This is a genomic window from Jeotgalibacillus soli (assembly GCF_000829435.1).
GTDB lineage: Bacteria > Bacillota > Bacilli > Bacillales > Jeotgalibacillaceae > Jeotgalibacillus > Jeotgalibacillus soli.
In genome coordinates this window covers 781,717-806,724 of the sequence record NZ_JXRP01000009.1, presented here as the reverse complement: position 1 = coordinate 806,724, position 25,008 = coordinate 781,717, and the positions used below count along the sequence as shown (strand labels likewise).

20 protein-coding genes are annotated in these 25,008 nt (G+C 41.2%); 2 read left to right on the top strand and 18 right to left on the bottom strand.

Going from position 1 to position 25,008, the window contains the following annotated elements:
- Window positions 1–22 precede the first annotated feature (22 nt).
- Both lgt and hprK read right to left on the bottom strand, forming a co-directional pair.
- Window positions 23–856, bottom strand: a complete 834-nt coding sequence (gene lgt, locus KP78_RS06790) for a prolipoprotein diacylglyceryl transferase (RefSeq protein WP_041087292.1) — start codon at window positions 854–856, stop codon at window positions 23–25.
- A 26-nt stretch (window positions 857–882) separates the two neighbouring features.
- On the bottom strand, window positions 883–1,818 hold the full coding sequence (gene hprK, locus KP78_RS06785) for an HPr(Ser) kinase/phosphatase (protein ID WP_041087290.1): 936 nt from the start codon (window positions 1,816–1,818) through the stop codon (window positions 883–885).
- 180 nt (window positions 1,819–1,998) lie between these two features.
- Between hprK and KP78_RS06780 the strand changes: the two genes are divergently transcribed.
- Complete coding sequence (locus KP78_RS06780) at window positions 1,999–2,688, top strand: N-acetylmuramoyl-L-alanine amidase (RefSeq protein WP_052474657.1); 690 nt, start codon at window positions 1,999–2,001, stop codon at window positions 2,686–2,688.
- A 51-nt stretch (window positions 2,689–2,739) separates the two neighbouring features.
- Here the strand turns inward: KP78_RS06780 and KP78_RS06775 are convergent, their stop codons facing one another.
- The 4 genes from KP78_RS06775 to uvrB form a co-directional block, all read right to left on the bottom strand.
- Complete coding sequence (locus tag KP78_RS06775; RefSeq protein WP_041087288.1) at window positions 2,740–2,982, bottom strand: hypothetical protein; 243 nt, start codon at window positions 2,980–2,982, stop codon at window positions 2,740–2,742.
- Between the two features lie 283 nt (window positions 2,983–3,265).
- On the bottom strand, window positions 3,266–4,549 hold the full coding sequence (locus KP78_RS06770) for a DUF4097 family beta strand repeat-containing protein (RefSeq protein WP_041087286.1): 1,284 nt from the start codon (window positions 4,547–4,549) through the stop codon (window positions 3,266–3,268).
- Window positions 4,550–4,857: 308 nt separating this feature from the next.
- Window positions 4,858–7,743: an excinuclease ABC subunit UvrA gene (uvrA, locus tag KP78_RS06765; protein ID WP_041087284.1), complete on the bottom strand. Its 2,886-nt coding sequence runs from the start codon at window positions 7,741–7,743 to the stop codon at window positions 4,858–4,860.
- 7 nt (window positions 7,744–7,750) lie between these two features.
- Window positions 7,751–9,733 carry an excinuclease ABC subunit UvrB gene (gene uvrB / locus KP78_RS06760; RefSeq protein ID WP_041087282.1) on the bottom strand — a complete coding sequence of 661 codons (1,983 nt, stop codon included), beginning with the start codon at window positions 9,731–9,733 and terminating at the stop codon, window positions 7,751–7,753.
- 863 nt (window positions 9,734–10,596) lie between these two features.
- Between uvrB and KP78_RS06750 the strand changes: the two genes are divergently transcribed.
- Window positions 10,597–10,995 carry a S41 family peptidase gene (locus tag KP78_RS06750; RefSeq protein ID WP_041087279.1) on the top strand — a complete coding sequence of 133 codons (399 nt, stop codon included), beginning with the start codon at window positions 10,597–10,599 and terminating at the stop codon, window positions 10,993–10,995.
- 80 nt (window positions 10,996–11,075) lie between these two features.
- Here the strand turns inward: KP78_RS06750 and KP78_RS06745 are convergent, their stop codons facing one another.
- The 12 genes from KP78_RS06745 to secA all read right to left on the bottom strand — a co-directional run bounded on the left by KP78_RS06745 (window position 11,076) and on the right by secA (window position 24,509).
- A complete protein-coding gene (locus KP78_RS06745) occupies window positions 11,076–11,312 on the bottom strand; it encodes a CsbA family protein (RefSeq protein ID WP_041087277.1) in 237 nt (78 codons plus the stop codon).
- Window positions 11,313–11,348: 36 nt separating this feature from the next.
- On the bottom strand, window positions 11,349–11,987 hold the full coding sequence (locus KP78_RS06740) for an HD domain-containing protein (protein WP_041087275.1): 639 nt from the start codon (window positions 11,985–11,987) through the stop codon (window positions 11,349–11,351).
- A 136-nt stretch (window positions 11,988–12,123) separates the two neighbouring features.
- Window positions 12,124–13,317, bottom strand: a complete 1,194-nt coding sequence (locus tag KP78_RS06735; RefSeq protein WP_052474656.1) for a PDZ domain-containing protein — start codon at window positions 13,315–13,317, stop codon at window positions 12,124–12,126.
- Between the two features lie 192 nt (window positions 13,318–13,509).
- A complete protein-coding gene (locus KP78_RS06730; protein WP_235420858.1) occupies window positions 13,510–14,940 on the bottom strand; it encodes a S41 family peptidase in 1,431 nt (476 codons plus the stop codon).
- Between the two features lie 92 nt (window positions 14,941–15,032).
- The gene (locus KP78_RS06725; RefSeq protein WP_052474655.1) at window positions 15,033–15,602 is read right to left on the bottom strand and encodes a TlpA family protein disulfide reductase; all 570 of its coding nucleotides are present in this window, start codon (window positions 15,600–15,602) and stop codon (window positions 15,033–15,035) included.
- A 140-nt stretch (window positions 15,603–15,742) separates the two neighbouring features.
- The gene (locus KP78_RS06720; RefSeq protein WP_041087274.1) at window positions 15,743–17,152 is read right to left on the bottom strand and encodes a murein hydrolase activator EnvC family protein; all 1,410 of its coding nucleotides are present in this window, start codon (window positions 17,150–17,152) and stop codon (window positions 15,743–15,745) included.
- Between the two features lie 48 nt (window positions 17,153–17,200).
- Window positions 17,201–18,085: a permease-like cell division protein FtsX gene (ftsX, locus tag KP78_RS06715; protein WP_041087272.1), complete on the bottom strand. Its 885-nt coding sequence runs from the start codon at window positions 18,083–18,085 to the stop codon at window positions 17,201–17,203.
- Complete coding sequence (gene ftsE, locus KP78_RS06710) at window positions 18,075–18,761, bottom strand: cell division ATP-binding protein FtsE (RefSeq protein WP_041087270.1); 687 nt, start codon at window positions 18,759–18,761, stop codon at window positions 18,075–18,077. Before ftsE ends, ftsX begins: the two co-directional genes overlap by 11 nt.
- Window positions 18,762–19,032: 271 nt before the next feature.
- Window positions 19,033–19,356, bottom strand: a complete 324-nt coding sequence (cccB, locus tag KP78_RS06705; protein ID WP_041087268.1) for a cytochrome c551 — start codon at window positions 19,354–19,356, stop codon at window positions 19,033–19,035.
- Window positions 19,357–19,468: 112 nt separating this feature from the next.
- Window positions 19,469–20,341, bottom strand: coding sequence for a YitT family protein (locus KP78_RS06700; RefSeq protein ID WP_041087266.1), 873 nt, complete (start codon window positions 20,339–20,341; stop codon window positions 19,469–19,471).
- 252 nt (window positions 20,342–20,593) lie between these two features.
- Window positions 20,594–21,698 (bottom strand): peptide chain release factor 2 gene (prfB, locus tag KP78_RS06695; RefSeq protein WP_106388535.1). Its coding sequence is split into 2 segments (ribosomal slippage): window positions 20,594–21,625 and window positions 21,627–21,698, totalling 1,104 coding nucleotides; the frame shifts between segments, so codons are not numbered across the junction.
- A gap of 297 nt (window positions 21,699–21,995) precedes the next feature.
- Window positions 21,996–24,509, bottom strand: coding sequence for a preprotein translocase subunit SecA (secA, locus tag KP78_RS06690; RefSeq protein WP_041087262.1), 2,514 nt, complete (start codon window positions 24,507–24,509; stop codon window positions 21,996–21,998).
- Between the last annotated feature and the right edge of the window lie 499 nt (window positions 24,510–25,008).

Genomic DNA, 25,008 nt, shown 5'->3' with positions numbered 1-25,008 from the left:
AGAATCTCCCCCTGTCTTCAACCTATGCATTTTTCTTATCAGCATACCTCACATTTGACTGACCTGTTTTACGGCGATACAGCATAATGGCAATGGCGCCTATAATGAGTACAATCGAAATAAATTGTGCTACACGAATGGATTCCGTAAGCATAAGGCTGTCCGTTCTCAAGCCTTCGATAAAGGCTCTTCCGATCGAATACCAAATCACATATGTCAGGAAAATTTCGCCTCGTCCTGGATTAAACCGTCTCATCACTAAAAGCAATATAAGACCAGCCAAGCTCCACAAAGATTCATATAAGAAGGTCGGATGGTAATAAGCGTATGATCCATTCACTTCTATGTACATCTGGTTAATGATCCAGTCCGGTAAATACAGACCCTCTAAAAATGCTCGTGTCACTTCACCACCGTGTGCTTCCTGGTTCATAAAGTTGCCCCATCTTCCAAGCATTTGTCCTAAAATAATGCTCGGAGCTGCGATGTCCACGATCTTCCAAACTGAAATTCCTCTTCTTTTAGCAAAAACAATGGCTGTTACAACCGATCCAATTAATGCTCCATGAATCGCGATTCCACCATTCCATATCTGAATAATGGCACCCGGGTTGTTTGCATAAAACTCCCATTGAAAAATAACATAATAAATCCGAGCAGAAATAATCGCAATTGGCACTGCCCAAATTAATAAATCAGCAAAGGTATCCTTAGGAAGACCAATTCGATCCGCTTCTGAATTCGCTAAAAAGTAGCCAAGTATAATCCCCGTGCCAATGATAAGCCCATACCACGCAACATTGATTGGACCAAGGCTTACAGCAATCGGATCAAGCGGCTGTATTGCTGCTAACATAATCATTCTCCCTTCACATGCACAAGTTAAATATCGTCATGCTCACCATCTACAATGACATCAGCTAAGCGGTTTGTGAACTGTTCAGCGGCATTAACACCCATACGTTTAAGTCTAAAATTCATCGCAGCCACTTCAATAATAACGGCTAAATTTCGGCCTGGTCGAACAGGCAGCGTGATTTTTGTAATCTCAGAATCAATAATCTTCATCTTTTCTTCATCTAAACCAAGACGGTCATAATGCTTGTTTTTATCCCACAGCTCCAAGTCAATGACAAGGGTTACTCGTTTATGGCTTCTTACTGCCCCTGCTCCAAACAAAGTCATTACATTGATAATGCCCAGACCGCGAATCTCGAGTAAATGCTCGATTAATTCCGGTGAGCTGCCAATCAGTGTATCCTTATCTTCTTGACGAATCTCTACACTATCATCCGCAATAAGCCGATGCCCTCTTTTTACAAGCTCAAGCGCTGTTTCACTCTTCCCAACACCGCTTTTACCAGTAATCAGAACACCAACACCATAGATGTCTACAAGTACACCGTGCAGCGCCGTTGTCGGAGCAAGCTTGCTCTCCAGATAATTTGTCAATCTACTTGAAAAACGCGTCGTCTTAATCGGTGTTTTCATAACCGGTACCTGCTGACGTTCAGATGCCTCAATCAGCTCTGTCGGAACTTCCATATCTCTCGATAAAATAATTCCCGGTGTATTAACAGTGCAGAGCTGTGTCATTCGATCCATACGCTCTTTAACAGAAAGCAGCTCAAAAAAAGACATCTCTGAACGACCAAGCAACTGAATACGTTTTGCCGGATAGTAACTAAAAAAACCAGCCATTTCTAAACCAGGACGAGAAATATCGCTCGTTGTAATTGGACGGTGAATCCCTTCCTCCCCGCTCACTAGCTCAAGCTTAAACTGTTCTATGATATCCTTCGTTGTTACCTTAACCACATCTGTTCCCCCTACACTATGTAATGGTGGCTGCAAATGAGCACCCTGCATTTACTTCACATACTTTCTATTGTAGCACTTTGGAAAATGATTCACTACACCAGACGACTCTTTTCTTCCTGCATAGGTGTCGTTATCTAGTGCTGCATGCTATATGGAAAGCGAGAGGAGGAATGAAAATTGACAACAATTATTATTGATGCAGGCCACGGCTATGATACACCAGGAAAGAGGAGTCCAGACGGGATGGTTGAGTATGCATTTAACCGGGCTGTTGCGACAGAAACCATGAAACAGCTTCATCTGGCAAACATCACGACCATTCAAACACATGATGACAAACGAGACGTCCCGCTTGCTCAACGAACAGCCATCGCAAACCAAGCACAAGCAGACTACTTCATTTCCATTCATGCAAACGCATTTGGTGACGGAAGCTGGAATGACATACATGGAATCGAAACCTACGTTCATCAGAATGCATCACCAAATGCAAAACAGCTTGCCAGCGCCGTCCATAAAAGACTGATAGCAGAAACTGCACGCAGGGACAGAGGAATCAAAACGGCTAACTTTCACGTACTAAGAGAAACAAGAATGCCTGCCATTCTTGTTGAATGCGGTTTTATGACCAACCGTTCCGATAAAGCGCTGCTTGCATCCGAATCATACCGCAAGCTTTGTGGTCAAGCAATCGCACAAGGAGTCCTTCAACAGCTTGGAATTGAGATGGCCTTACCACCTTCAAAATCCGCTTCAGAAATGTACCGGGTTCAGGCAGGTGCATTTACGAATCGAGCAAGAGCAGATTCCCACGTTAAGGCATTGAAAAAAGCAGGATTTGATGCATTTGTCAGCTCTTCGAAATAAGTGCTGCAACGAAAAAAGTGACCTTTAATGGTCACTTTTTTGCCGTACACATTATGCTGTTTTCCCTGAAGAAAAACGGGTCTTAAGTCCAAATCCCAGAGCACCAATAAAAATCAACGATCCAATGATTCCTGTACCTAATAGAAAGATGACTAATACCCACTTGAATACAGTGATCATATCCACACCCAGCACATACATTCCGAGCAATGAGAACAGGATGCCTATGCCTAAAAATACTGCTCCGGCTGTTCCTAAAATAAACCAGGTTGTGCGCTTAATTAAATCATCCACATCATTCACCTGCCTTCACTCGTATTGTTTGTTGTATTTCGATTTGTCTTATGTATGACTATACCATTTAATCCATTGTTAAAAACATGATTGAAGATAAAAAATGGACAGAAAGATCCGCCAGTAATACAGCGAATTTTTCTGTCCTGTTTGATTTTTAGGCTTAGTTAAACGTGTCTGTTGATTTCCACTAAAGGCGCTCGCCTTCCGCTGTAATCAACGCTGTGCAAAAATGAACAATGGACTATAACATAGTTTATTTTTAAATGGCCAGCTCCCGACATTACTCCTCAGGATCGGTGCTTTGAGCATTCTCTTGAGAAGACTGCTCTTTGGCAGCAGCTTGCGGTTTTACACTTACTACTCCCGTTTTAGCGTCTGCAAACAGATACAGTTTAGTGCCTTCAGGACGTTCACGTGTAAATCGAAGCTTGCGTTGCATAATTTCTTCGCGTTCTTCAATATGATCCATTTCCCGGTGATTAATGTCAAAGCGGCCAAAATTAGATTTTAATACTCCATCAAGCGGTATACTTTCCGGAACATAAAGCGTGATTGAGCCGGCTAACGTTTTTGCTTCCATTTTACGAGCTGAAGTACTTGAGGTTTTACATATAACATTGCCATTTATAGACTGCACTTCCATTTCATCAATGGCACCCTCCACAGCCACTTTTCCATTTACGGACTCTGCTTCAATTGAATCCGCCCGAGTATTGGAGACATCAATTCCCCCGTTTGCAGTCTCGAGCTCACCTTTTTCAATCAGCATGTTGGCCAATTCTATTTTTCCGTTTGCCGTCTTTACTTTCACTTTATTGACATTAGCAGATTCCCCGTGGAATTTCCCGTTAAATAATCGAATATCCCAACGATTATAACTTAATTTCGGTACATAAATAACAGTATCAATCTTCATCATTTTTAAGTCCGAAACATAACGAAGCTTTTTATTTTGAACATTGAAAATGACATTCTCTACAAGCTGAGCAAGTGCTTTTTCCTGGTTGTCGGATCGATAAACTTTCACATCACAATCCGCCTTTACGTAATTTTCATCCCATGGACGAATTTCTACTTTTCCATTGGCGACGCTAATTTCAATATCAAGAATGTCATTATCATGACTTTCAAAGGTATGAGTGAACTCAAGAGAAGGTCCCATATTAAATTCCAAGTCTAATCCCTTCACCTTTTCAAAGGCATTTTGAACGAAATCCATGATTCGATCTGTCGGATTCGTCCCTTGCTTGTTTTGCTTTTCAGATGTTGATTTCCCTTGCTGAAAAAATTCATCGAAATTAAACGGGAATTCCTTCTTTTTAGAACGGTTAGTGTTACTGCTCTCTGTTGATGACGAAGAAGAGCTTGAATAGCTCGTTGTGCTCTCCCCATGGCTCGTTGATGCACTAGTTGATTGTTTATCCGTATGAATTGAAGTACTGTCGGTTTGCTGTGATGCACGAGCAGGTTCTTTCTCTAAGGCTTCAAGCAATATCAACGCTTCTGTAGCAGTTATTGTGCCCTTTTCTACCAGATTCAAAATTCGCTTACGTTCGTTTTGCATTGTGATCGACACACTCCTTATGTTGAAATTGTAGTCCTTTTATTCTAAATCGTCCTGACTATTCATACGTTTCGTCATTGGAAAAGTTTCATTTTTTAACCTGCGTTGTCTATTAAAAATCTCAAATATTGCCTGTAAAACCTTCAGGCCTGAGACTGATTTCTAATAAGGCGGCAGGGTGAAGGTAAAAGGACTGATCAACAAATGCCCATGACTTAAAATCGTCCAGCTTTTGCTTATCAGTCCTTCAAGAGTAACAGCGGATATATATTTAACGATCTAACTTCCAGCTATAATGGAGCATTGTTTTAAGTTGATGAAGTAATCGGCTCACCAGTTCGTTCTTCCATTTGCTTTTCCATTCGCGCGCGATCTCTTTCAATCACTGGCTTAAGATAGCGTCCGGTATAAGATTCCTTGACTTGAATAATTTCCTCGGGAGTTCCGGTTGCGATAATCGTCCCCCCTCGATCGCCTCCTTCAGGACCTAAATCGATAATATGATCAGCCGTTTTAATCACATCAAGATTATGTTCGATGACCAGTACTGTATCCCCATTTTCGACAAGCCTTTGAAGTACCTCTAAAAGGCGGGAAATATCGTCGACATGCAGACCCGTTGTCGGTTCATCCAAAATATAAAAAGATCGTCCTGTTGAACGTTTATGCAATTCAGAGGCCAGTTTAACCCGCTGCGCTTCCCCCCCCGATAGGGTAGTTGCCGGCTGCCCTAATTGAATATAGCCAAGACCTACATCAACAATGGTCTGCAGCTTACGGCTGATCTTCGGAATATTTTTAAAGAAAACAAGTCCATCTTCTACTGTCATTTCAAGCACATCAGAAATATTTTTTCCTTTATACTTTACTTCAAGCGTTTCGCGATTATACCTTTTCCCATGACATACTTCACATGGAACATATACGTCGGGAAGAAAGTGCATTTCAATTTTTATTATTCCATCTCCACGACAGGCCTCACATCGGCCACCCTTTACATTAAAGCTGAACCGCCCTTTTTTGTAGCCTCTCACCTTTGCTTCATTCGTTGTGGCATACACATCGCGAATATCATCAAAAACGCCCGTGTAGGTTGCAGGATTAGATCGCGGCGTCCGACCGATTGGAGATTGGTCAATGTCAATTACTTTCTCCAGCTGATCAATCCCTTTAATAGATTTATGTTCTCCAGGCTTGCTTTTGGCATTATTGATCTTTTGGGCTAGTGCTTTATGCAGAATGCCATTAATCAGTGAACTTTTTCCGGAGCCGGAAACACCGGTAACAGCTGTAAAAACGCCCAGCGGAAAATCAACATTTACATTTTTTAAGTTGTTTGCCTTCGCACCTTTAATTTCAATTTTTCGTCCGTCACTCGTTCTTCTTTCATACGGAAGCGGAATGAATTTCTTGCCTGACAAATATTGTCCAGTGATTGATTTACGGTTTTTCATTACCTGTTTCGGCGTTCCAGCAGCTACAATCTGTCCTCCATGCACACCCGCTCCAGGTCCAACATCAATTAAATAATCTGCAGCCAGCATCGTATCTTCATCATGCTCAACGACGATCAAGGTGTTGCCAATATCCCGCATATTTTTTAACGTATCAATCAAGCGGTCGTTATCACGCTGATGCAGACCGATGGATGGTTCATCAAGAATATAGAGAACACCTGTTAATCTAGATCCAATTTGTGTAGCCAGACGGATTCTTTGTGCTTCTCCGCCAGATAACGTGCCTGCCGTTCTGCTTAAGGTTAAATAATCAAGACCTACATTAATTAAGAAGTTAAGACGTTCATGAATTTCACGTAAAATCAATTTTGCGATTTGTGCTTCCTTTTCGGTCAGCTTTAATTGACCGAAAAATTGATTGGCTTCTTCAATCGAAAATACGGTTGTCTCTCCAATGTGCAGTCCATTTACTTTAACCGCCATTGTTTCTTTTTTTAATCGATGACCATGACAGGTCGGACAATCCTGCTGCGCCATATATTTTTGCATCTGTTCACGAATGTAATCAGAGCTTGTTTCACGAAAACGCCGCTCTACATTTCGTAAAACACCTTCGAATTCAATATGATTTTCTCTGATCTGTCCGAAGTCGTTCTCATAACGGAAGAAGATCGTTTCTTTGCCAGACCCGTATAGGATTTTATCCATTTCTTTCTTAGGAATATCCTTTACGGGAATATCCATATCGATCCCGTAATGCTTGCATACAGCCTCCAGCATCAAAGGATAATACTGGGAGCTTGTTGGCTCCCAAGGCGCAATGGCATGCTCTTTTAGCGACCTGCTCCAATCAGGAATTACCAGATCAAGATCAACCTCAAGCTTTGTACCAAGTCCATCACATTGCGGGCACGCGCCAAAAGGACTGTTAAAGGAAAACATTCTCGGCTCCAGCTCGCCAATCGAAAAGCCGCAAATCGGGCAAGCATGGTGCTCGCTGAACATCAGCTCTTCATGATCGATAACATCTATTAATGCTCGTCCATCTGCTAAGCGGAGGGCGGACTCCAGAGAATCTGCTAAACGGGATTCGGATCCTTCCTTTACAACAATTCTGTCCACTACTACCTCAATGGAGTGCTTTTTGTTTTTTTCAAGCACGATCTCATCGCCAATATCAAGCATTTCACCATCAATTCGCACACGAACATAGCCTTGTTTTTTGATATCCTCTAATATTTTCGCATGTGTTCCTTTACGTCCTGAAACAATGGGTGCAAGGACTTGAAGACGTGTGCGCTCTGGATATTCGTAAATGCGATCGACCATCTGTTCAATCGTCTGAGAAGTAATTTCGATCCCATGATCGGGACAAACTGGCCGGCCGATACGTGCAAAAAGCAGACGCAAATAATCATAGATTTCCGTCACTGTTCCCACTGTCGAACGCGGGTTTCTGCTAGTCGTTTTCTGATCGATTGAAATGGCAGGAGAAAGCCCTTCAATAGCATCCACATCGGGCTTATCCATCTGACCAAGAAACTGTCTTGCGTAGGCGGACAAGGATTCTACATATCTTCTCTGACCCTCAGCATATATGGTATCAAATGCAAGTGATGATTTACCTGAACCTGATAGCCCTGTCATGACGACAAGCTTGTCTCTTGGGATTGTTAAATCTATATTTTTTAAATTATGGGCTCTTGCTCCTTGAATGATGATTTGATCTTTAGCCATAAAAGGGTCATCCTTCCGCTTTTAACTCTAATATAAGGTCACGCAGCTCTGCAGCTCGTTCAAAATCAAGCGCTTTTGCTGCTTCCTTCATTTCAATTTCCATTGATTCAATTACTTTAGCACGCTCTGGCTTGGACATTTTCTTCAGCTTGCTTGCTGGAGAATCATAAACTTCCGCTTCCTCAGCGGCATGCGTGGCCCGAATAACATCACGGATTTGTTTCTGAATGGTTTTTGGCGTGATGCCGTGCCGTTCATTATAGGCGATCTGCTTTTCACGTCTTCTTGACGTTTCTTCCAATGCTTTGGTCATTGAATCAGTCATTTTATTTGCATACATGATGACATACCCATTGGAATTACGGGCTGCCCGTCCGATCGTTTGGATCAGTGACCGCTCAGAGCGCAGGAATCCTTCTTTGTCTGCATCCAATATGGTGACAAGTGAAACCTCTGGAATATCAAGCCCTTCTCTTAAGAGATTAATTCCGACAAGAACATCGTATTTTCCAAGACGTAAATCACGTATAATTTCAATTCGCTCGAGCGTTTTTATTTCTGAATGCAGATATTGAACCTTGATTCCGATTTCTTTTAAATAATTGGTTAAATCCTCAGACATTTTTTTTGTTAATGTCGTAATAAGTGTCCGTTCATTACGTTCAATTCTCTCTTGAATTTCACCTAATAGATCATCAATTTGTCCCTCACTTGGACGAACTTCAATAATTGGATCTAAGAGTCCCGTCGGTCGAATGATCTGCTCGACCATTTCCTTTGTATGTTCTATCTCATAAGGTCCTGGCGTAGCAGAAACATAAACAACTTGATTAACATGCTTTTCAAATTCCTCAAATCTAAGCGGCCGGTTATCCAGTGCAGAAGGTAAACGGAAGCCATGGTCAACCAGTACTTTCTTCCTTGCCTGGTCACCATTGTACATCCCTCTAACCTGAGGAAGCGATACATGGGATTCATCCACTACAAGCAGAAAATCCTTTGGGAAATAATCAATAAGCGTATAGGGCGTGGCACCCGCTGGCCTTAGTGTCAAATGACGGGAATAGTTTTCGATTCCAGAACAAAAGCCCATTTCTCTCATCATTTCAAGATCATATCGAGTCCTCTGCTCCAAACGCTGTGCTTCAAGAAGCTTGTCTTCCTCCCTTAACACATTTAGCTGTTCCTCCAGCTCCTTTTGAATATTTTCAATAGCAACCTTCATCTTTTCTTCCCGCGTTACGAAGTGAGAAGCTGGAAAAATAGCTACGTGATCTCGGTCTCCCAGAATTTCACCCGTGAGTGCATCGACTTCACGGATCCGGTCAATCTCGTCTCCAAAGAATTCAACCCGTATACAGTGCTCATCACTTTTGGCTGGAAAAATCTCCACGACATCACCGCGTACGCGAAACGTCCCCCGCTGAAAAGCAATATCATTTCGCTCATATTGGATGTCTACCATTTTTCTTAATAGCTGATTACGTTCTATTTCCATTCCCGTTCGAAGAGAAACCACCAGTTCCTTATATTCTTCCGGGTTACCAAGACCGTAAATGCACGATACACTGGCAATGATAATAACATCGTCCCGTTCAAACAGAGCGGATGTTGCAGAGTGGCGCAGTTTATCAATCTCATCGTTTATACTGGCATCCTTTTCAATGAAAGTATCAGTTTGAGGTACATAAGCCTCCGGTTGGTAGTAATCATAATAGCTGACAAAATATTCGACCGCATTATTTGGGAAAAACTCTTTAAATTCACTATAAAGCTGGCCAGCCAGCGTTTTATTATGTGCAATGATAAGGGTGGGCTTTTTTACTTCCTGGATCACATTTGAAATCGTAAATGTTTTACCAGTCCCAGTAGCACCAAGCAATGTCTGGTGCTTCATTCCTTGTTCTATTCCTTTAACAAGCTTTTTTATTGCCTCGGGCTGATCCCCTTCAGGCTTATACGGTGATTGAATATCAAACTGCTGGACCATGAATGCCCCTCCCGTTACTCGATCTTCTAAAACTCTTCTTCTATATTCATACCCTATATCCTAAGATGAAACAGGGATTACGTCAAAATTAATGTGTTTTCTTAAATATGTTTTATTTTATCACAGCCTTTATCAAAAAAGATAGCAAAAACAGAACGTATATTCGTATATAATAGAATGGGGAAATCTATAAATTATCGCTTTTCAACCTTCAGTTTTAAATAGATAATTAGAAATAACAGAAAACTCACCTTCAAAATTCTCTAAAGGGCCGATTTTAGTATTGAATAATAAACCGGTATTTATTTCCATACTATTGCTCTCGATGTCAGGAGCTGCATTTATACCTTCCTTTTTTCTTTTTTCATCAGATCAAAATCTCTCAAAAAATGATCTGCTAGAAAAACAAAGTAAAGTCTGGGACAAAGACTTAGCCTATTTTGTCCTTCTGATTAAACGAGATCATTACAATCCTTTTTACTACACTAGCGAAGAGACCTTCGATCAAGCCGTGGAAGAACTTCGTTCAAAACTTCATCGTATGTATAGACCGGTCAACATTTTATAGTGAGCTGAAAAAGCTCATCTCTCTGCTGCGTGATGCTCATACAGATCTCTATAATTACGATACCGTTCATTATTTCCCTATTTCATTAGAGTCGTTTGGCGATGAACTTGTTATTACAGGTGCATCAACTCCTTACAAGGAATTAATTGGTGGAAAGGTGCGCTCTTACGGCCGGTAGAGCTCCTGACGTTTTTTATCAGAGCTTGATCAATATGTATCAAGTGAGGATATCTGCTGGGTAAAGGCTGTTACAACTATTGAAGGAACAGACCCTGTACTTTTAGAGGGAATGGGCTTGATCGGACGTAATCATGAATTAACAGCAGAAATTGAGAGAGAGGGAAATAGGCAGACTTCTGTAATTGAGCCAAGTTCATACTTTTCCACAAATAGCTATAAACATTACTATGATACCGCTCATATCGATCCACCGTTTATGGACATAAACCGGATCTATTTTCTTGATCGGGCCTATACACATTTGTATAGCTATCACAAAATTGAAGATACGATTGCTTATTTTCAAATTAACAATCATGAAGAAGATCCTGATTATTCGGTTCTTGACTTTTCACATGATTCAAAACGTATTTTTCGCGATGAAAATGTAGAGCATATTATCATTGATTTACGCCAAAATACAGGAGGATATCCAGATATTTTTTCTGAGTGGATCTCTGATTTATTGGAGTGATCTAGAACAAATCCTAACCGTTTATATGTTTTAGTGAGCTATGGTGAATCTGCACATAAAAAAAGCGCAGCGTTTTTGCGCTACGCAATTTTTTCTTTTTTTTTATTAATAAATCGGTTAGCAAACCATAGTCCAGCTGTCAGCGAGGCTGCATCTACAATGATGATAAGCCAGCTTCCAACGTATCCTTTGTATGAAGACGCTGCGATAAGAGCTACCGTTAATAACAATCCTACCGTGCGGCTGTATGTGACCCTAGTGAATAATACAACGAGCAGTGCTGGAGCAAAAATCGCCATAATTAGTTTTGTCCCCATATTATCACCTCAATCCCTGCCTCCATCTTACTCAACTCACTGAATATCTGCAATAAGGTTTTGCGTCATTTCGTTCAATTCGGAATGGGGAATGAATTTTTCATTAAGCAGATCTGGCAGTACGTGTTCGAGGAAGAATTTTACGCAGTCCATATGCTTAAATTTCAAAATGGTCGACACGGCCTCCTGGTAGATTTCAAAAAAGATTGGTTCCGGATTCCCTTTTTGGATCTCACCAAAGGACTCGTATAACAGATCCACTTTGTCGGCAACCGATAAAATACAACCTTCTAGTGAATCATTCTTCCCTTCCTTAAAGCGTTCCAAATAGATCTCTTGGTACTCTTTAGGAAATTCCGCTTTCACAAATTTTTGTGTCATTTCTTCTTCCACTTGAATAAAAAGCTGGTTTAACTCCGCTGAAGCGTATTTTACAGGTGTTTTAATATCACCCGTGAAAATTTCGGGATAATCATGGTTAAGCGCCTTTTCATAGAGGACTTTCCAATTGACTGTTTTTCCGTGATGTTCCTCAACTGTGCCAAGAAACTGGGCAATCTTCGTCACTTTAAAGGAATGAGCAGCCACCGTATGTTCGTCATATTTAAATTTTCCTGGACAGCGGTAGAGCTTTTCCATATCTGATAAACTTTTAAAATACTGATGAATTCCCATCCAATGTTCCCCTTTCAATTGTTTCTCGTATATGATTTTACATATCGTAGCACCTGCCAGACCGCTATACAAGAAACGATGATAAAAATTACATAAAAAAACAACAGAAGAGTAATACTCTTCTGTTGTCTATTCATTATGCACTATCTGATTCATACTGACGCATACGGTCTTCGACCATAATAATCCCTAATTGATGATGCTGGCCTTCATGCAAAGCTCGCTGGACATATCGGATTTCTCCATTATGCCCCACCACTTCAAGCTTGCAATGAGCACGATTTTTTTGAAGTGCTCTATAAAACTCGCCTTCATCCTTCACTAATTCTCCATTTATCTTTTGGACAATTTCACCACAGAATAGCCCCATTTGCTCTGCAGGAGTGCCAGGAAGGACATCTACAATAATTATGCCTCGATCACGATTGATAAAATGGTAGCCTGATTGTCGGCACACCGCTCTTATTTTTAGCGCTAAATAAATTCTTCCGAAAAAAGCAATTGCAAACGCAGCAATCCATATGTATGGTGCCCACCAGCCTGCTGCTGCAAGCGCGGTTACAAATGCCCCAAGCCAAATAATCCCTTTGGATGCCTGACGAATAACTGGAGCAGGAACATCGTGCACAACGGTTAATTGAAAGCCGAGTATAAATGGAACTATTATTAATGACCAAGTAGTGGTACCAATCGTCATTACAGGCCACCAGCCTGCCATCTCTCCCAGTGCTCCGCTCGGGATCAGTAAAAATAACGGTACAAGCCACATTCTTTTTGTTAGAAAAGCACCAGCTTTTAATCCTCTTGGGGTTTTAATAAACCGGGGCGATGATTTTTTAGACGCATTCCATTTTATCAGCAAGCCTTCCGCAAACAGCAGGATCCCCATTACCACACTAGTGACGCCAAGTGCAGAGTACTGAATGGTTTCATATCCCGACAGGATGGAAAGGTTCCATGGTAAATAGGGAAGCAGCAGCATAATCAAACCGGCAGCAGGTATAATCAAAGCGGCAGATAACACCCTGAATTGCATTGTCAGGGCTCCTAACATCATTAGCATACTGACCACGATCACCCATGCAATCGGTACCTGTACACCTACTGCAACAAGCGCGATAGATGCGAGTAAACCAATTAAAAGACCCCAAGAAAACAAGCTCTTTAATTCCAACATCCATGATTGAACGCCGACACGAAGGTCATTCCTTTCACGCTTCACTCTTACTAGTCCTGCAATAATGGACATGAGGATGGCGACATATAAAACTGGATTGATTATCGCACCAATCATACCTGATCCAATTTCTCTTATCCATTGATCGATCACATCGGACACCGCCCTTTCTTTTTCATTTGTAAAAAGGTATAAAGAATCGTTAGTAGTATGATTAAAATGGCGATTCCACTATCATCACATATAGATTATCTTATCAGGAAGATTCTGATCATGCTCATTGTATCAAATCCTGACGTGATCGACATGAGAAATTTTATGCAAAATACAAGTATTTTCTTTTATTTATGATTCTTTCTTACTTATTATCTCGATCGCTTTTTGGAGCTGATGATCATGCGCCAAATTTTCTTTATAGGTTTGGATCGCTTTTTCCAGCTCTAGCAGCGTAGCTGTATTGGCCTCTCCACTTTCCTTTAGCCCCACTGATTTTTGAAAAATCTGTATAGCTTTTTCCGTTGATGCACTAAAATAACCATCTGTACGGTCTACCTTATATCCTAATCCATTCAGCAGCGATTGCAATATAGCTACCTTTTCATCATTCATCCCTTTTTTCAACACAACGGCGGACTGTAATGGAACCAGATCGTATACCGGCGGCTGATCAACTGGAATCGTCGGTTTAACACCTTCTCGGTGAATCCAGCGCTTATTTGGGGTTAGCCACTTAAACATTGTCAGCTTCATCTGGCTCCCATCCCCAAGATCGACTGACTGTTGAACCGTTCCTTTTCCAAATGACTTGCCGCCAACAAGCGGATAACCCTCAACTTCCTGCAGACCTGCAACTAAGATTTCAGCTGCGGATGCACTTCCTTCGTTCATCAATGCTGCAATTGGATACGACTTGCGTTCCTCTAAAGGAGATGTTAATGCTTCTCGATCTCCATCTCGTTTTTCAATATGCATAAACGGTTTTTTATCCGTAACGAACTGATGAAGAACCTCCTCTACACTCGATAGTAAGCCCCCTGGATTGCCTCTTACATCCAAAATTAAGCCGTCAATCCCTGCTTTTTCTAGGGAGGCAAGGGCTTCTTTTAAATCATTAGCTGTTCCCTCAGCAAATGTTGTAATTTCTAAATAGCCGATATGACCATCATCTGTTTTAATTCGCTCACTATGAACCGTTTCAATCGGAATGTCGTCACGCGTAATGGTGATGACAAGTTCTTTTTTGCTGTCTCCCCGTTCGACCCCAACCTGGACTTTGCTTCCTTTTGGACCACGAATTTTTGCGGTTACTTCATACAGAGTTAACGATTGCAGGCTTTGACCATCAACAGATCTCAATCGATCATTAGGTTTAAGACCTGCTTTTTCGGCTGGTGATCCCTTAAATGGAGCTACGATGATGAAATCTTCCCCTTCCTTTGTCAGCTCGGCTCCAATTCCCGAAAAAGAAGAATCCAATGATTGTTCAAATTGCTTTGAGGTCTCTTGATCCATATAAACCGAATAAGGATCGCCAAGTGACGCCACCATGCCCTGAATCGCCCCATCCATCAATTGGTTGGGGTCTACATTCTCAACATAGCTGTTTGTTATGAGGTCCTGAGCCTTTTGTAATTTGCGCATCGTTTCTGTTACTTCAGATTGAATTGCTCCCTTGTCTTCCGGTGCAGGGAGCCAGATGCGCTCGACCGCGAAAAAAAGCGCAGCACCAACCAATGCACAACTGAGCATTAGGAGCAGTCTTTTTGCGTTCTTCAACGTAATCCTCTCCTGTCATAAAAAGTCACTACATCTGAATCTATGTCATGGAGTGAAAAGTTAGACGGACATGCTATGTATATTGTGCACCATTAATTACCAATCTCTTCTGTGAGCATTTCCCTCGTTACAGGTCCTATAATTTTTTTTTGAATTTGTCCCTGTTCATTTACGATAAAGGTCGTAGGCAGTGTCATAATCATATATTGTTTTTGAGCTTTTCCTTCCTCGTCCAGGACAACTGGAAATGTCAGCCCATATTCCCTTGCAAACTGTTCAATTTTATCTTTACCATGGTCCTCCTTCGTTAAATTTACAGCAACGATCTCCACTTGGTGGACATCTCGATACTCCTCATAATAGCTTTGCAAAGCAGGCATCTCTTCTCTACAAGGCGGGCACCAGGTTGTCCAAAAATTAACAATCACTTTTTTGCCTTTTAAATCAGATATTTGAATCGTTGTTCCATCCAATGCTTTTAATGAAAAATCAGGAACTCGTTGTAGCGCCTCATTCACAACAGGAGCTGTGTTTACTGGAGCTTCTTTTTCAATGATTGGTTCATCAAACGTACCTACGCCAGTTAGCAGAAGATAAAAACCAAAACCACCCATGATAAGTGTCCATATACCTGAGTGTAAAAGCCAGGCAATCTTTTTCAATGATCATTTTCCCTCCTCTCTCCAAATAACTGGATGATAAGAGTATACGCAGAAAAGCGGCATATAGGAGTTCATTTTGTAGAACAATATAAAAAAGAGCCACCGCTTAAAGACAGTAGCTCAGTTTTACATTCTTTAGATTAGAATGAAATATATTTTCTAGGGTTAACAGCGTTGGATTTTGAACCGTTCCAGCCGCCTTCATGCAATTCAAAATGCAAATGAGAACCAAAGGAATAGCCAGTGTTACCCATTCCGCCAATGTATTGACCTTTTTCAACATAAGAACCATTTGAAACTCCGATGCTGCTAAGATGAGCATAAACGGTTGTATACGTGCGTCCATTAATACTGTGAGTGATCATGATCATATTTCCATATCCACCATTATGGCCACTCTTAGCTTGTACATACCCACTTGCCGCTGCAACAATCGGGGTACCAACAGGTGCTGCAACGTCAATCCCATAATGGATACGAGTGCTTCCGTTTAATACATCATAACCAAATTCTGAAGTTGTACGTCCGTATGCTGGCGTCGTCCATGCTCCTGCGCTAACTGCTGGTGCCGGGGCTGGAGTTGATGGTGCAGGTGCAGCAGGTGCTGATGCAGCAGATGATGAGCTTGAGCTGCTGTTTGTGCTTGCTTGGCTCGCTGCCGCTGCCGCTTCAGCCTCTGCTGCTGCCGCTTCAGCCTCTGCTGCTGCCGCTTCACGCTGACGCTGTTCTTCTGCTTGTCTTTCTAGCTCACGCTGACGAGCAAGCTCTGCTAATCGCTCTTGTTCAGCTAGAATTTCCTGTTCAATGCCGGCTTCCATTTCATATAGCTCGCCATCTTTTTCTTCAAGCTGACTTCTTTCTACTTCAAGCTCCTTTTGTTGAGCTTCAAGCTCTGCCATTAGTGTGCTCTTTTCGCTCTTTTGGCCATCTAGGTTAGCATATAAATGATCAAGCTCTTCTTTTTGTACTTCAAGTCCAGCCAAATGATCCTTGACCTCTTGTTCTTTTTTCTCTAATGACTCTTGATCCTGGCGCTGTTCTTCCATAATTTTACGATCTGCTGTTACCAGTGTGTTTACAGCCGAAAAACGATCAATAAAATCACCGAAATTTTGAGCACCAAGAAGGACATCTACGTAACTTGCAGAACCTCCGCTTAATTGAATGGCACGTGCACGCTCTTCCAATAGTTCAGTACGTTGTGCTATTTTTAGCTTGAGTTCTTCAATCTCTTCTTGCAGCTTTGCAATCTGAGCATTGGTTTCATCAATTTGACCAGACACCGTTTCAATTTCTGCTGTTGTTTTCTCAATTTCTGCATCCAGCTCTTTAATTTGTGCTGTCACTTCATTTTGATGAACAATAATTTCATCGATTCTTGTATTTTTTGTATCGATTTCACTGTTGATTTGTTCACGCTCTTGTTGAATTTCTTGCTTTTGGCTATTTAAATCGTCTATTGATTCTGCTTTCACCGCCCCGGAAAGTGCAGGTACACTTCCCAGAATCAGTGCTGTTGCAATGGACAAGCTCCAAAATGACTTTTTCAAAATGCGTGCTCCCTTCTTATCTAGCAATTAATTTCCCTTATATAAGCTTTATACTCTTAAAAACTTTCGAACGGACATGAAGCTTCCCCATACGCCAATTACCACGCCCATTAAGAGAATAAGAGCATTTATTTGATAAATAAATGGTGAAAATTCTAGAATTTGAATAAATGATCCTTCTAATCTAGGAGACATAAATTCATAAACATTGTAATAAAGTATCGAAACTAGGGTAATAGGTATAATAGATCCAATAATACCTAACCAAATCCCTTCAAAAATAAATGGGATCCGGACAAACCAATTGGATGCACCAACTAGTTTCATAATTTCAATCTCTCTTCTTCTCGCTACGATTGTTATTTTAATTGTGTTAGAGATTAAAAACATTGCGGTGAAAAGCAATCCGAAAATTAACACTGCTCCAACATTACGGCTGATTTCAAGAACGCTAAATAGCTGTTCTATTTTATCCTCTCCGTATTCAACGGCATATATATAATCAAAGGAATCAATTTGAGTAGCTATTCGCTCTGTCTGTCTAGGATCAACGGCCTGCACAACAAACTTATTGCGAAGTGGATTATTTTGTTCAAACAGTGACATTTCATCACCGAAATCATCAATTAAACCTGATAGCTCTTCTTCTTTTGTAGAATATGAGACGGATTCGACTCCTGATAATTCATTAATCTGCTGTTCAAGTGAAGCAATCTCTTCATTTGTGGCTTCAAGCTCAATATAAACATTCATCTCTACATCATTTTCAATATCTGTAGCCGCTTTATTCATGTTAAGCATTAGTGCGGTGAAAACGCCTACTAATAGAAGAGTTACTGTAACAGCACTAACGGATGCGAAGGTCATCCAACCATTTCTTGCAAGACTCTTAAAGCTTTCCCTAATATGCCGGCTCCACGTTCTAGCTTTCATAACCGTATTCCCCCCGTGCCTCGTCCCGAACAATTAAGCCGTTTTCAATCGCGATTACTCGGTGGCGAATGGTGTTTACTATTTCTCGGTTATGAGTTGCCATAACAATTGTCGTACCTCTAGTATTGATCTCTTCAAATAGATTCATAATCTCCCATGACGTTTCCGGATCCAAGTTTCCAGTCGGCTCGTCCGCAATCACCACTTTCGGTGTATTTACGATTGAACGTGCAATGGATATACGTTGCTGTTCTCCTCCGGAAAGCTCATCGGGCATCATGCGGGCTTTATGTTTCAACCCAACTAGGTCCAGCACTTCCATGACCCGCTTTTTGATTGATTTTGGATGTTCCTCGATTACTTCCAATGCGAATGCAATATTTTCATAGACTGTTAATCTAGAAAGTAATTTAAAATCTTGAAAGACTACTCCAATATTACGTCGCAAGTACGGAACGCGGCTCGCTTTTAAATTTGTAATATCAACACCATTGATAAGAATATTGCCTTTTGTCGGCTTTTCTTCTCTATACATCATTTTAATAAATGTGGATTTTCCAGCACCACTTGGTCCTACAACGTAAACAAACTCACCTGGCTTAATATGTATGTCAAAATTATTCGCGGCCATGATGCCGTTTGGGTATCTCTTATAAACTTCCTTCATCTGAATCATTGTATACTCACCTAATCACTTTATTATCTTTCTGGGTTGCATGCTAGATCACAGAGGTGTATCTTTCCAATCAAACCATTTCCTACCAAATGTCGATAGAAAAACTTCTAATTGTCAAAATACAGTGGATACGCTCGATTTTTTGCCACAAGAGTATTATAACATCCTAAATTTTTTTGTTAACGATATTTATATTACAATTATATTTCGCTGTTGAAATAAAAATAGTATCTTTTACCATTTATGAAAAAAATTATATTTAATTCTGTTACTATTGCTTCTCTGAAAGCCATTCAGCAACCGCTTCAGCCTGCTCTCCTTCGAGCAATCCACCTGGCATACGGCCTTTACCTTCAACTATAGTCTCTAAAATTTCATCTTTCGTTAAGCTTGAGCCAATTTCCTGCAAGCTCGGACCGCTTGCTCCCTCTAAGTTTTCCCCATGGCAGCCTATGCAAGAAGAGCCCGCATATATGCCCTCGGGATCGGTACTATCTGTGGATGCACCTCCTGAAGATTGATCATTTCCGGCTCCGCCGCATGCTGTAAGCATAAGTGATGCACTTAAAATCGTACCTATCCAACCCTTTTTCATCTTCATCGCCTCTTTTCTATCTATTTCTCTTATTGAGTTTAGTTTTAAGTATGTGAATGATACTCAATTTACGATATTCTGTTAAACACATATTTCCCTATTATACCTATTTTTATGATCTTTTAAAACCCTCACCCAAAACTTCAGAGGCATCACTAACAATAACGAAGGCGTTTGGATCAATCTTTCTTATTGCTTGCTTTAGCTTAGTAAACTCCGTTTGGTCAATCACACACATCAGTATAGGCCGTTCATGGTCCGTATAGCCTCCTTGAGCAGATAGCTTTGTTACACCGCGATCTACTTCTTCAAAAATGGCATGACTGATTTCCTCTTGTCGATTTGTAATAATATAGATCATTTTTGAACGACCAAAGCCAATTTGAACCAAATCTATGGTTTTGCTCGTTACATAAAGACCGATCATAGCATATAGCCCACGTTCAATATCAAAGACAACGGCTGCTGAGAGCACAATGAGCCCATCAATTAGCGCCACACATGTTCCCAGCCCAAGCCCTGAATATTTATGGATGATTTGCGCAGCGAGATCCGTTCCTCCAGTTGAAGCCTTTCCTCTAAATACAATTCCAATACCAATACCTACACCAATTCCACCAAAAAGAGCTCCGAGAAGCGGGTCTTCTGTCCATGGCTCCCATCCTTCAGTCAAATAAACAGCTAAAGGGAGAAAAAATGATCCGATTGCGGTCTTAATTCCAAATTGAAAGCCAAGAAAGATAAGCCCTGCAATAAAAAGCGGTACATTAAATAAAATCTGGACAAGCGATGGCCGCCATCCAAAAACATTGTTCAAAATGGTACTTATTCCACTGATGCCTCCTGAAGCTACTTCATTCGGCAGCAAAAAAACGTTAAAAGCGATGGCTACTACGATAGATCCCATTATAATATAAGCATAATCCATAGATTTATGTAAAATACTTGGAGCAGCTTGCTGGGAACGGCGTTTTTTCTTATTCATCAATCTCCAGCCTCTCATGTTAAAAATAATCGTTATCATTATTCCGCTTGAGAGTATAGCATGAAGCAGATAGGCTGTGAATAACAGTCGAATAGAGCAGTACCGTGTTAAAGGAGAAAAGGCTTTATCTCTGTCGGCATGGAAAAACCCCGCATCTTATTGAGTGATGTGCGGCTTTTTCAAGCACGTTAATCTCCCAGAAAGAAACGAGGTGGTATAGAATTGCATAACTATTAGATATTGAAAACCTTATTATCCGTTAAGGCGTGAGCGTAAATACGCATTTATAAATGGATCTAAATCTCCATCCATTACACCCTGTACGTTTCCAGATTCTGTGCTCGTTCTATGGTCTTTCACCATAGAATATGGATGGAATACGTAAGAACGAATTTGACTCCCCCAGCCTATCTCCTTCTGTTCACCGCGAATCGCAGCAAGCTTCGCTTCCTGCTCTTCAATTTTTAACTGATAAAGCTTTGATTTCAGCATTTTCATTGCTTGATCACGGTTTTTAATTTGTGAACGTTCATTTTGACAAGACACCACAACTCCGGTTGGAATATGTGTAATCCGAACCGCTGAATCCGTCGTATTAATATGCTGACCACCGGCTCCGCTTGCACGGTACGTATCAATTTTCAAGTCCTCTGTACGGACTTCAATTTCAATTTCTTCATTGAATTCAGGCATAATATCGCATGACACAAAGGAAGTATGCCGACGGCCAGATGAATCAAAAGGAGAAATGCGAACAAGTCGATGAACACCTTTTTCAGCTTTTAAATAGCCATAAGCATTATGTCCTTTGAATAAAAGTGTCACGCTTTTGATTCCTGCTTCATCACCTGGCAGGTAATCCATCGTTTCCACTTTAAAACCGTGCTTTTCACCCCAGCGTGTGTACATACGAAGGAGCATGGAGCCCCAGTCCTGAGATTCTGTACCGCCAGCACCTGGATGTAATTCCAGTATCGCATTGTTTTTATCGTAGGGCTCGCTTAAAAGCAGCTGCAGTTCAAAATTCTCAATGGTTCCAAGAAACTCTTTCATTTCTGAAATCAGCTCTTTTTTTAGTTCCTCATCCGGTTCTTCTTTCAATAAATCATGAGTTAATTCAAGATTTTCATGCGTTTCCACAAGGTCTCTATAGCCATGCGCACTCTCTTTTAGGCCATTTAATTCATTAATAATTCCCTGTGCTTTTTGCTGGTCATCCCAAAAGCTTGGTTCCGCCATCATTTCATCGATCTCAGATATTCTTGCTTCCTTATTATCTAAGTCAAAGAGACCCCCTGAAGTCCGCTAAAACTTTAGCTGTTCTCTCTAACTCTGCTTTTACTTCAAACATTTCCATTTGTATATCCACCTTAAAAAGTATTTTTGATATTTTTTGATTGTAGGTATTTTTATAGAGCGCCAATTAGTCGTCTCGTCTTATGCTTGTCGGAGCTAAACGGGCGTTTTCTCTTTTCTTTGATCCAGCTCCAACGCCCAGCCCCCTCGAGGTCATAAGCCCCACTGCCTATGTTGGCAAAGAACGCCAACATAGGCAGCGTGTCTTGTGCTTGTCGGAGCTAAACGGGCGTTTCCTCTTTTCTCATAACACTGACCCGTTATATTCAACGGGTCAGTGATTTAGAAGATGCTTAAATTAATTTACGGCTCCATGGCAGTTTTTGAATTTCTTGCCGCTGCCGCATGGACATGGTTCATTGCGGCCTACGTTCATTGTTTTGCGTGCAGGCTGCTTTTTCTTTGCTGCTCCGCCGTCTTCTTTCGGGTTTACGGCTTGGCCTTTTGCGACCTCTTGACGCTCAAGGTTATTTCGAATTTCTGCTTTCATGATGAATTTAGATACATCTTCATTAATGGCTGCCATCATGCTTTCAAACATGGCAAAGCCTTCGTTTTGATATTCACGAAGAGGATCAATTTGGCCATACGCACGGAGGTGAATTCCTTGTCTTAGCTGATCCATCGCATCGATATGGTCGATCCATTTTGTATCGATCGCACGCAGAAGAATAACCTTTTCAAATTCGCGCATACGCTCAGCAAGCTCTGCTTCACGCTCATTGTAGCGCTCTTGAACCTTATCCCAAATATGAGCTTTAATTTCTTCATTTGTCTTGCCCTTCAGATCGTCTTCCATAACCGCGCCTTCTGGTAAAAGGTTTGCGAAAATATAATTTTCCAATCCTTTAAGATCCCATTTCTCCCGCTCTTCATGTGATGGAGCATATTGATCCACGGTATGGTGAATCGAACTTTCAAGCATTTTCTCGATAATTCCTCGAAGATTTTCAGCATCCAAAACCTCAAAGCGGTCTTTATAAATGACTTCACGCTGCTGTCGCAAAACATCATCGTATTGAAGAAGCTGCTTACGAGCATCAAAGTTATTGCCTTCCACTCGTTTTTGAGCTGATTCTACTGCACGTGTCACCATTCTGCTTTGAATAGGCTGGGTATCATCCATGCCAAGACGAGCCATCATATTTTTCATATTATCTGAACCAAAGCGCCGCATTAGTTCATCTTCCATTGAAAGGTAGAACTGCGTAATCCCTGGATCTCCTTGACGGCCTGAACGGCCACGAAGCTGATTATCAATACGGCGTGACTCATGTCGTTCTGTACCGATAACCGCAAGGCCTCCAACATCTTTAACGCCTTCTCCAAGCTTAATGTCTGTTCCGCGTCCTGCCATGTTTGTCGCAATGGTAACTGCTCCGCGTTTACCTGCATCCGCGATAATTTCAGCTTCACGGCCGTGGTTTTTTGCATTCAGGACATTATGGGGAACTCCTTTTTGCTTTAGAAGGGTTGAGATAATTTCAGATGTTTCGATCGCAACCGTACCAACCAGCACTGGCTGGCCTTGCTGATGGCGCTCAACTATATCCTCAACTACCGCCATAAATTTCCCTTTTGTAGATGCATAGATTAAATCAGCACGATCATCACGAACGATTTCACGATTTGTTGGAATTGAAATGACGCGCATATTGTAAATGTTGCGGAATTCTTCTTCCTCTGTTTTTGCCGTCCCAGTCATACCGGAAAGCTTTTCATACATACGGAAGAAGTTTTGGAACGTAATGGTCGCCATCGTCATGGATTCATTTTGAATCTCAAGACCTTCCTTCGCTTCAATCGCCTGGTGCAGCCCGTCACTGTATCTGCGGCCTTTCATTAATCGACCGGTAAATTGGTCAACAATGACTACTTCCCCTTCTTGCACAACATAGTCAACATCAGCCTTCATGCTTACATGCGCTTTTAATGACTGAGTGATGTGGTGGTTCAGGGTAACGTGCGTAATATCAAACAGGTTGTCAATTCTAAACGCTCTTTCCGCTTTGTTAATACCTTCTTCCGTTAACTGAACACCTTTTGTTTTTTCATCATAGGTGTAGTCTTCATCAGCAACAAGCGTACGGACAAAAGCATTTGTTTGTATATAAAGCTGTGTTGATTTTTGCGCTTGACCTGAAATGATCAATGGTGTTCTCGCTTCATCAATTAAGATGGAGTCAACCTCATCGATTACAGCAAAGTGAAGCGGCCGTTGAACCATTTGTTCCTTATACAGCACCATATTATCACGCAAATAGTCAAATCCAAGCTCGTTATTCGTACTGTACGTAATATCGGCCAGGTAGGCTTCACGCTTTTCTTCTTTTGTTAAACTATTTAAATTCAGCCCAACGGTTAGTCCAAGGAATTCGTAAAGCTTCCCCATTTCCTCTGCATCTCGGGATGCTAAGTATTCATTGACTGTAACAACGTGGACACCTTTTCCGGTGATCGCATTCAAATAAACAGGCATTGTTGACGTCAGCGTTTTCCCTTCACCCGTTTTCATTTCTGCGATGTTTCCTTCATGAAGAGTGATCCCCCCCACCAGTTGAACTCGGTAAGGATATAATCCGAGGACACGCTTCGCTGATTCACGGACGACCGCAAAAGCTTCTACTAACAAGTCATCCATTGTTTCACCATTTTGGTGACGGGTTTTAAATTCCTCGGTTTTATTACGCAATTCATCGTCAGATAAGAGCTGCATATCGGATGCAAGCGCCTCAATCTGATCTGCTAATTTATCAAATTTCTTTAAATCGCGTTTATTTCCATCAAACACCTTGTTTAAAATTCCAAGCATGTAAATAACGCTCCTTTATTGTTGGCTATATGGTTTAACCAAGCCTATTATCATCATCATGTGAACCGATGTTAGCACCAAATTTAATACCAGTGACATATCACAAGTATCTTACAACAGAAAAGCAATCATATATATCTGTAAACATAGATCAAATCTATACAAGTCAATTGATTTTCAGACTTTTTTCACCTATTTATCTTACCATTTCAGCTCACTTGTTACAAGACAGCCGGGTCAAGAGGAAATGGGAGGGTGTAAAAATTGATACTGAATCCTTTGGGTGGGAGAAATAGTAAATTATTATAGGAGAGATTTCTTTGACAACCTAGTTACTCGTAATTCTTGAAGCTGAAAAGATTCTTCGAGGTGGATATTAATTTCAGTATGTAAGTAAGCAGCAGGACGCGGGCGACCTTTGTGCCGTTCCCTTAAAGTATAAATTTTTTCACGGAATGTAGCATCCGCATCACCGCAAGAAGTTCTGCTTTCTCGGTAC

What these genes read in the sequence shown, in the direction of transcription:
- lgt (WP_041087292.1), bottom strand. Translation starts at nt 856, where the DNA reads ATGTTAGCAGCAATACAGCCGCTTGATCCGATTGCTGTAAGCCTTGGT.
- KP78_RS06770 (WP_041087286.1), bottom strand. Translation starts at nt 4,549, where the DNA reads ATGCAAAACGAACGTAAGCGAATTTTGAATCTGGTAGAAAAGGGCACA.
- uvrA (WP_041087284.1), bottom strand. Translation starts at nt 7,743, where the DNA reads ATGGCTAAAGATCAAATCATCATTCAAGGAGCAAGAGCCCATAATTTA.
- uvrB (WP_041087282.1), bottom strand. Translation starts at nt 9,733, where the DNA reads ATGGTCCAGCAGTTTGATATTCAATCACCGTATAAGCCTGAAGGGGAT.
- KP78_RS06745 (WP_041087277.1), bottom strand. Translation starts at nt 11,312, where the DNA reads ATGGGGACAAAACTAATTATGGCGATTTTTGCTCCAGCACTGCTCGTT.
- KP78_RS06740 (WP_041087275.1), bottom strand. Translation starts at nt 11,987, where the DNA reads ATGGGAATTCATCAGTATTTTAAAAGTTTATCAGATATGGAAAAGCTC.
- ftsX (WP_041087272.1), bottom strand. Translation starts at nt 18,085, where the DNA reads ATGAAAGCTAGAACGTGGAGCCGGCATATTAGGGAAAGCTTTAAGAGT.
- ftsE (WP_041087270.1), bottom strand. Translation starts at nt 18,761, where the DNA reads ATGATTCAGATGAAGGAAGTTTATAAGAGATACCCAAACGGCATCATG.
- cccB (WP_041087268.1), bottom strand. Translation starts at nt 19,356, where the DNA reads ATGAAAAAGGGTTGGATAGGTACGATTTTAAGTGCATCACTTATGCTT.
- KP78_RS06700 (WP_041087266.1), bottom strand. Translation starts at nt 20,341, where the DNA reads ATGAATAAGAAAAAACGCCGTTCCCAGCAAGCTGCTCCAAGTATTTTA.
- secA (WP_041087262.1), bottom strand. Translation starts at nt 24,509, where the DNA reads ATGCTTGGAATTTTAAACAAGGTGTTTGATGGAAATAAACGCGATTTA.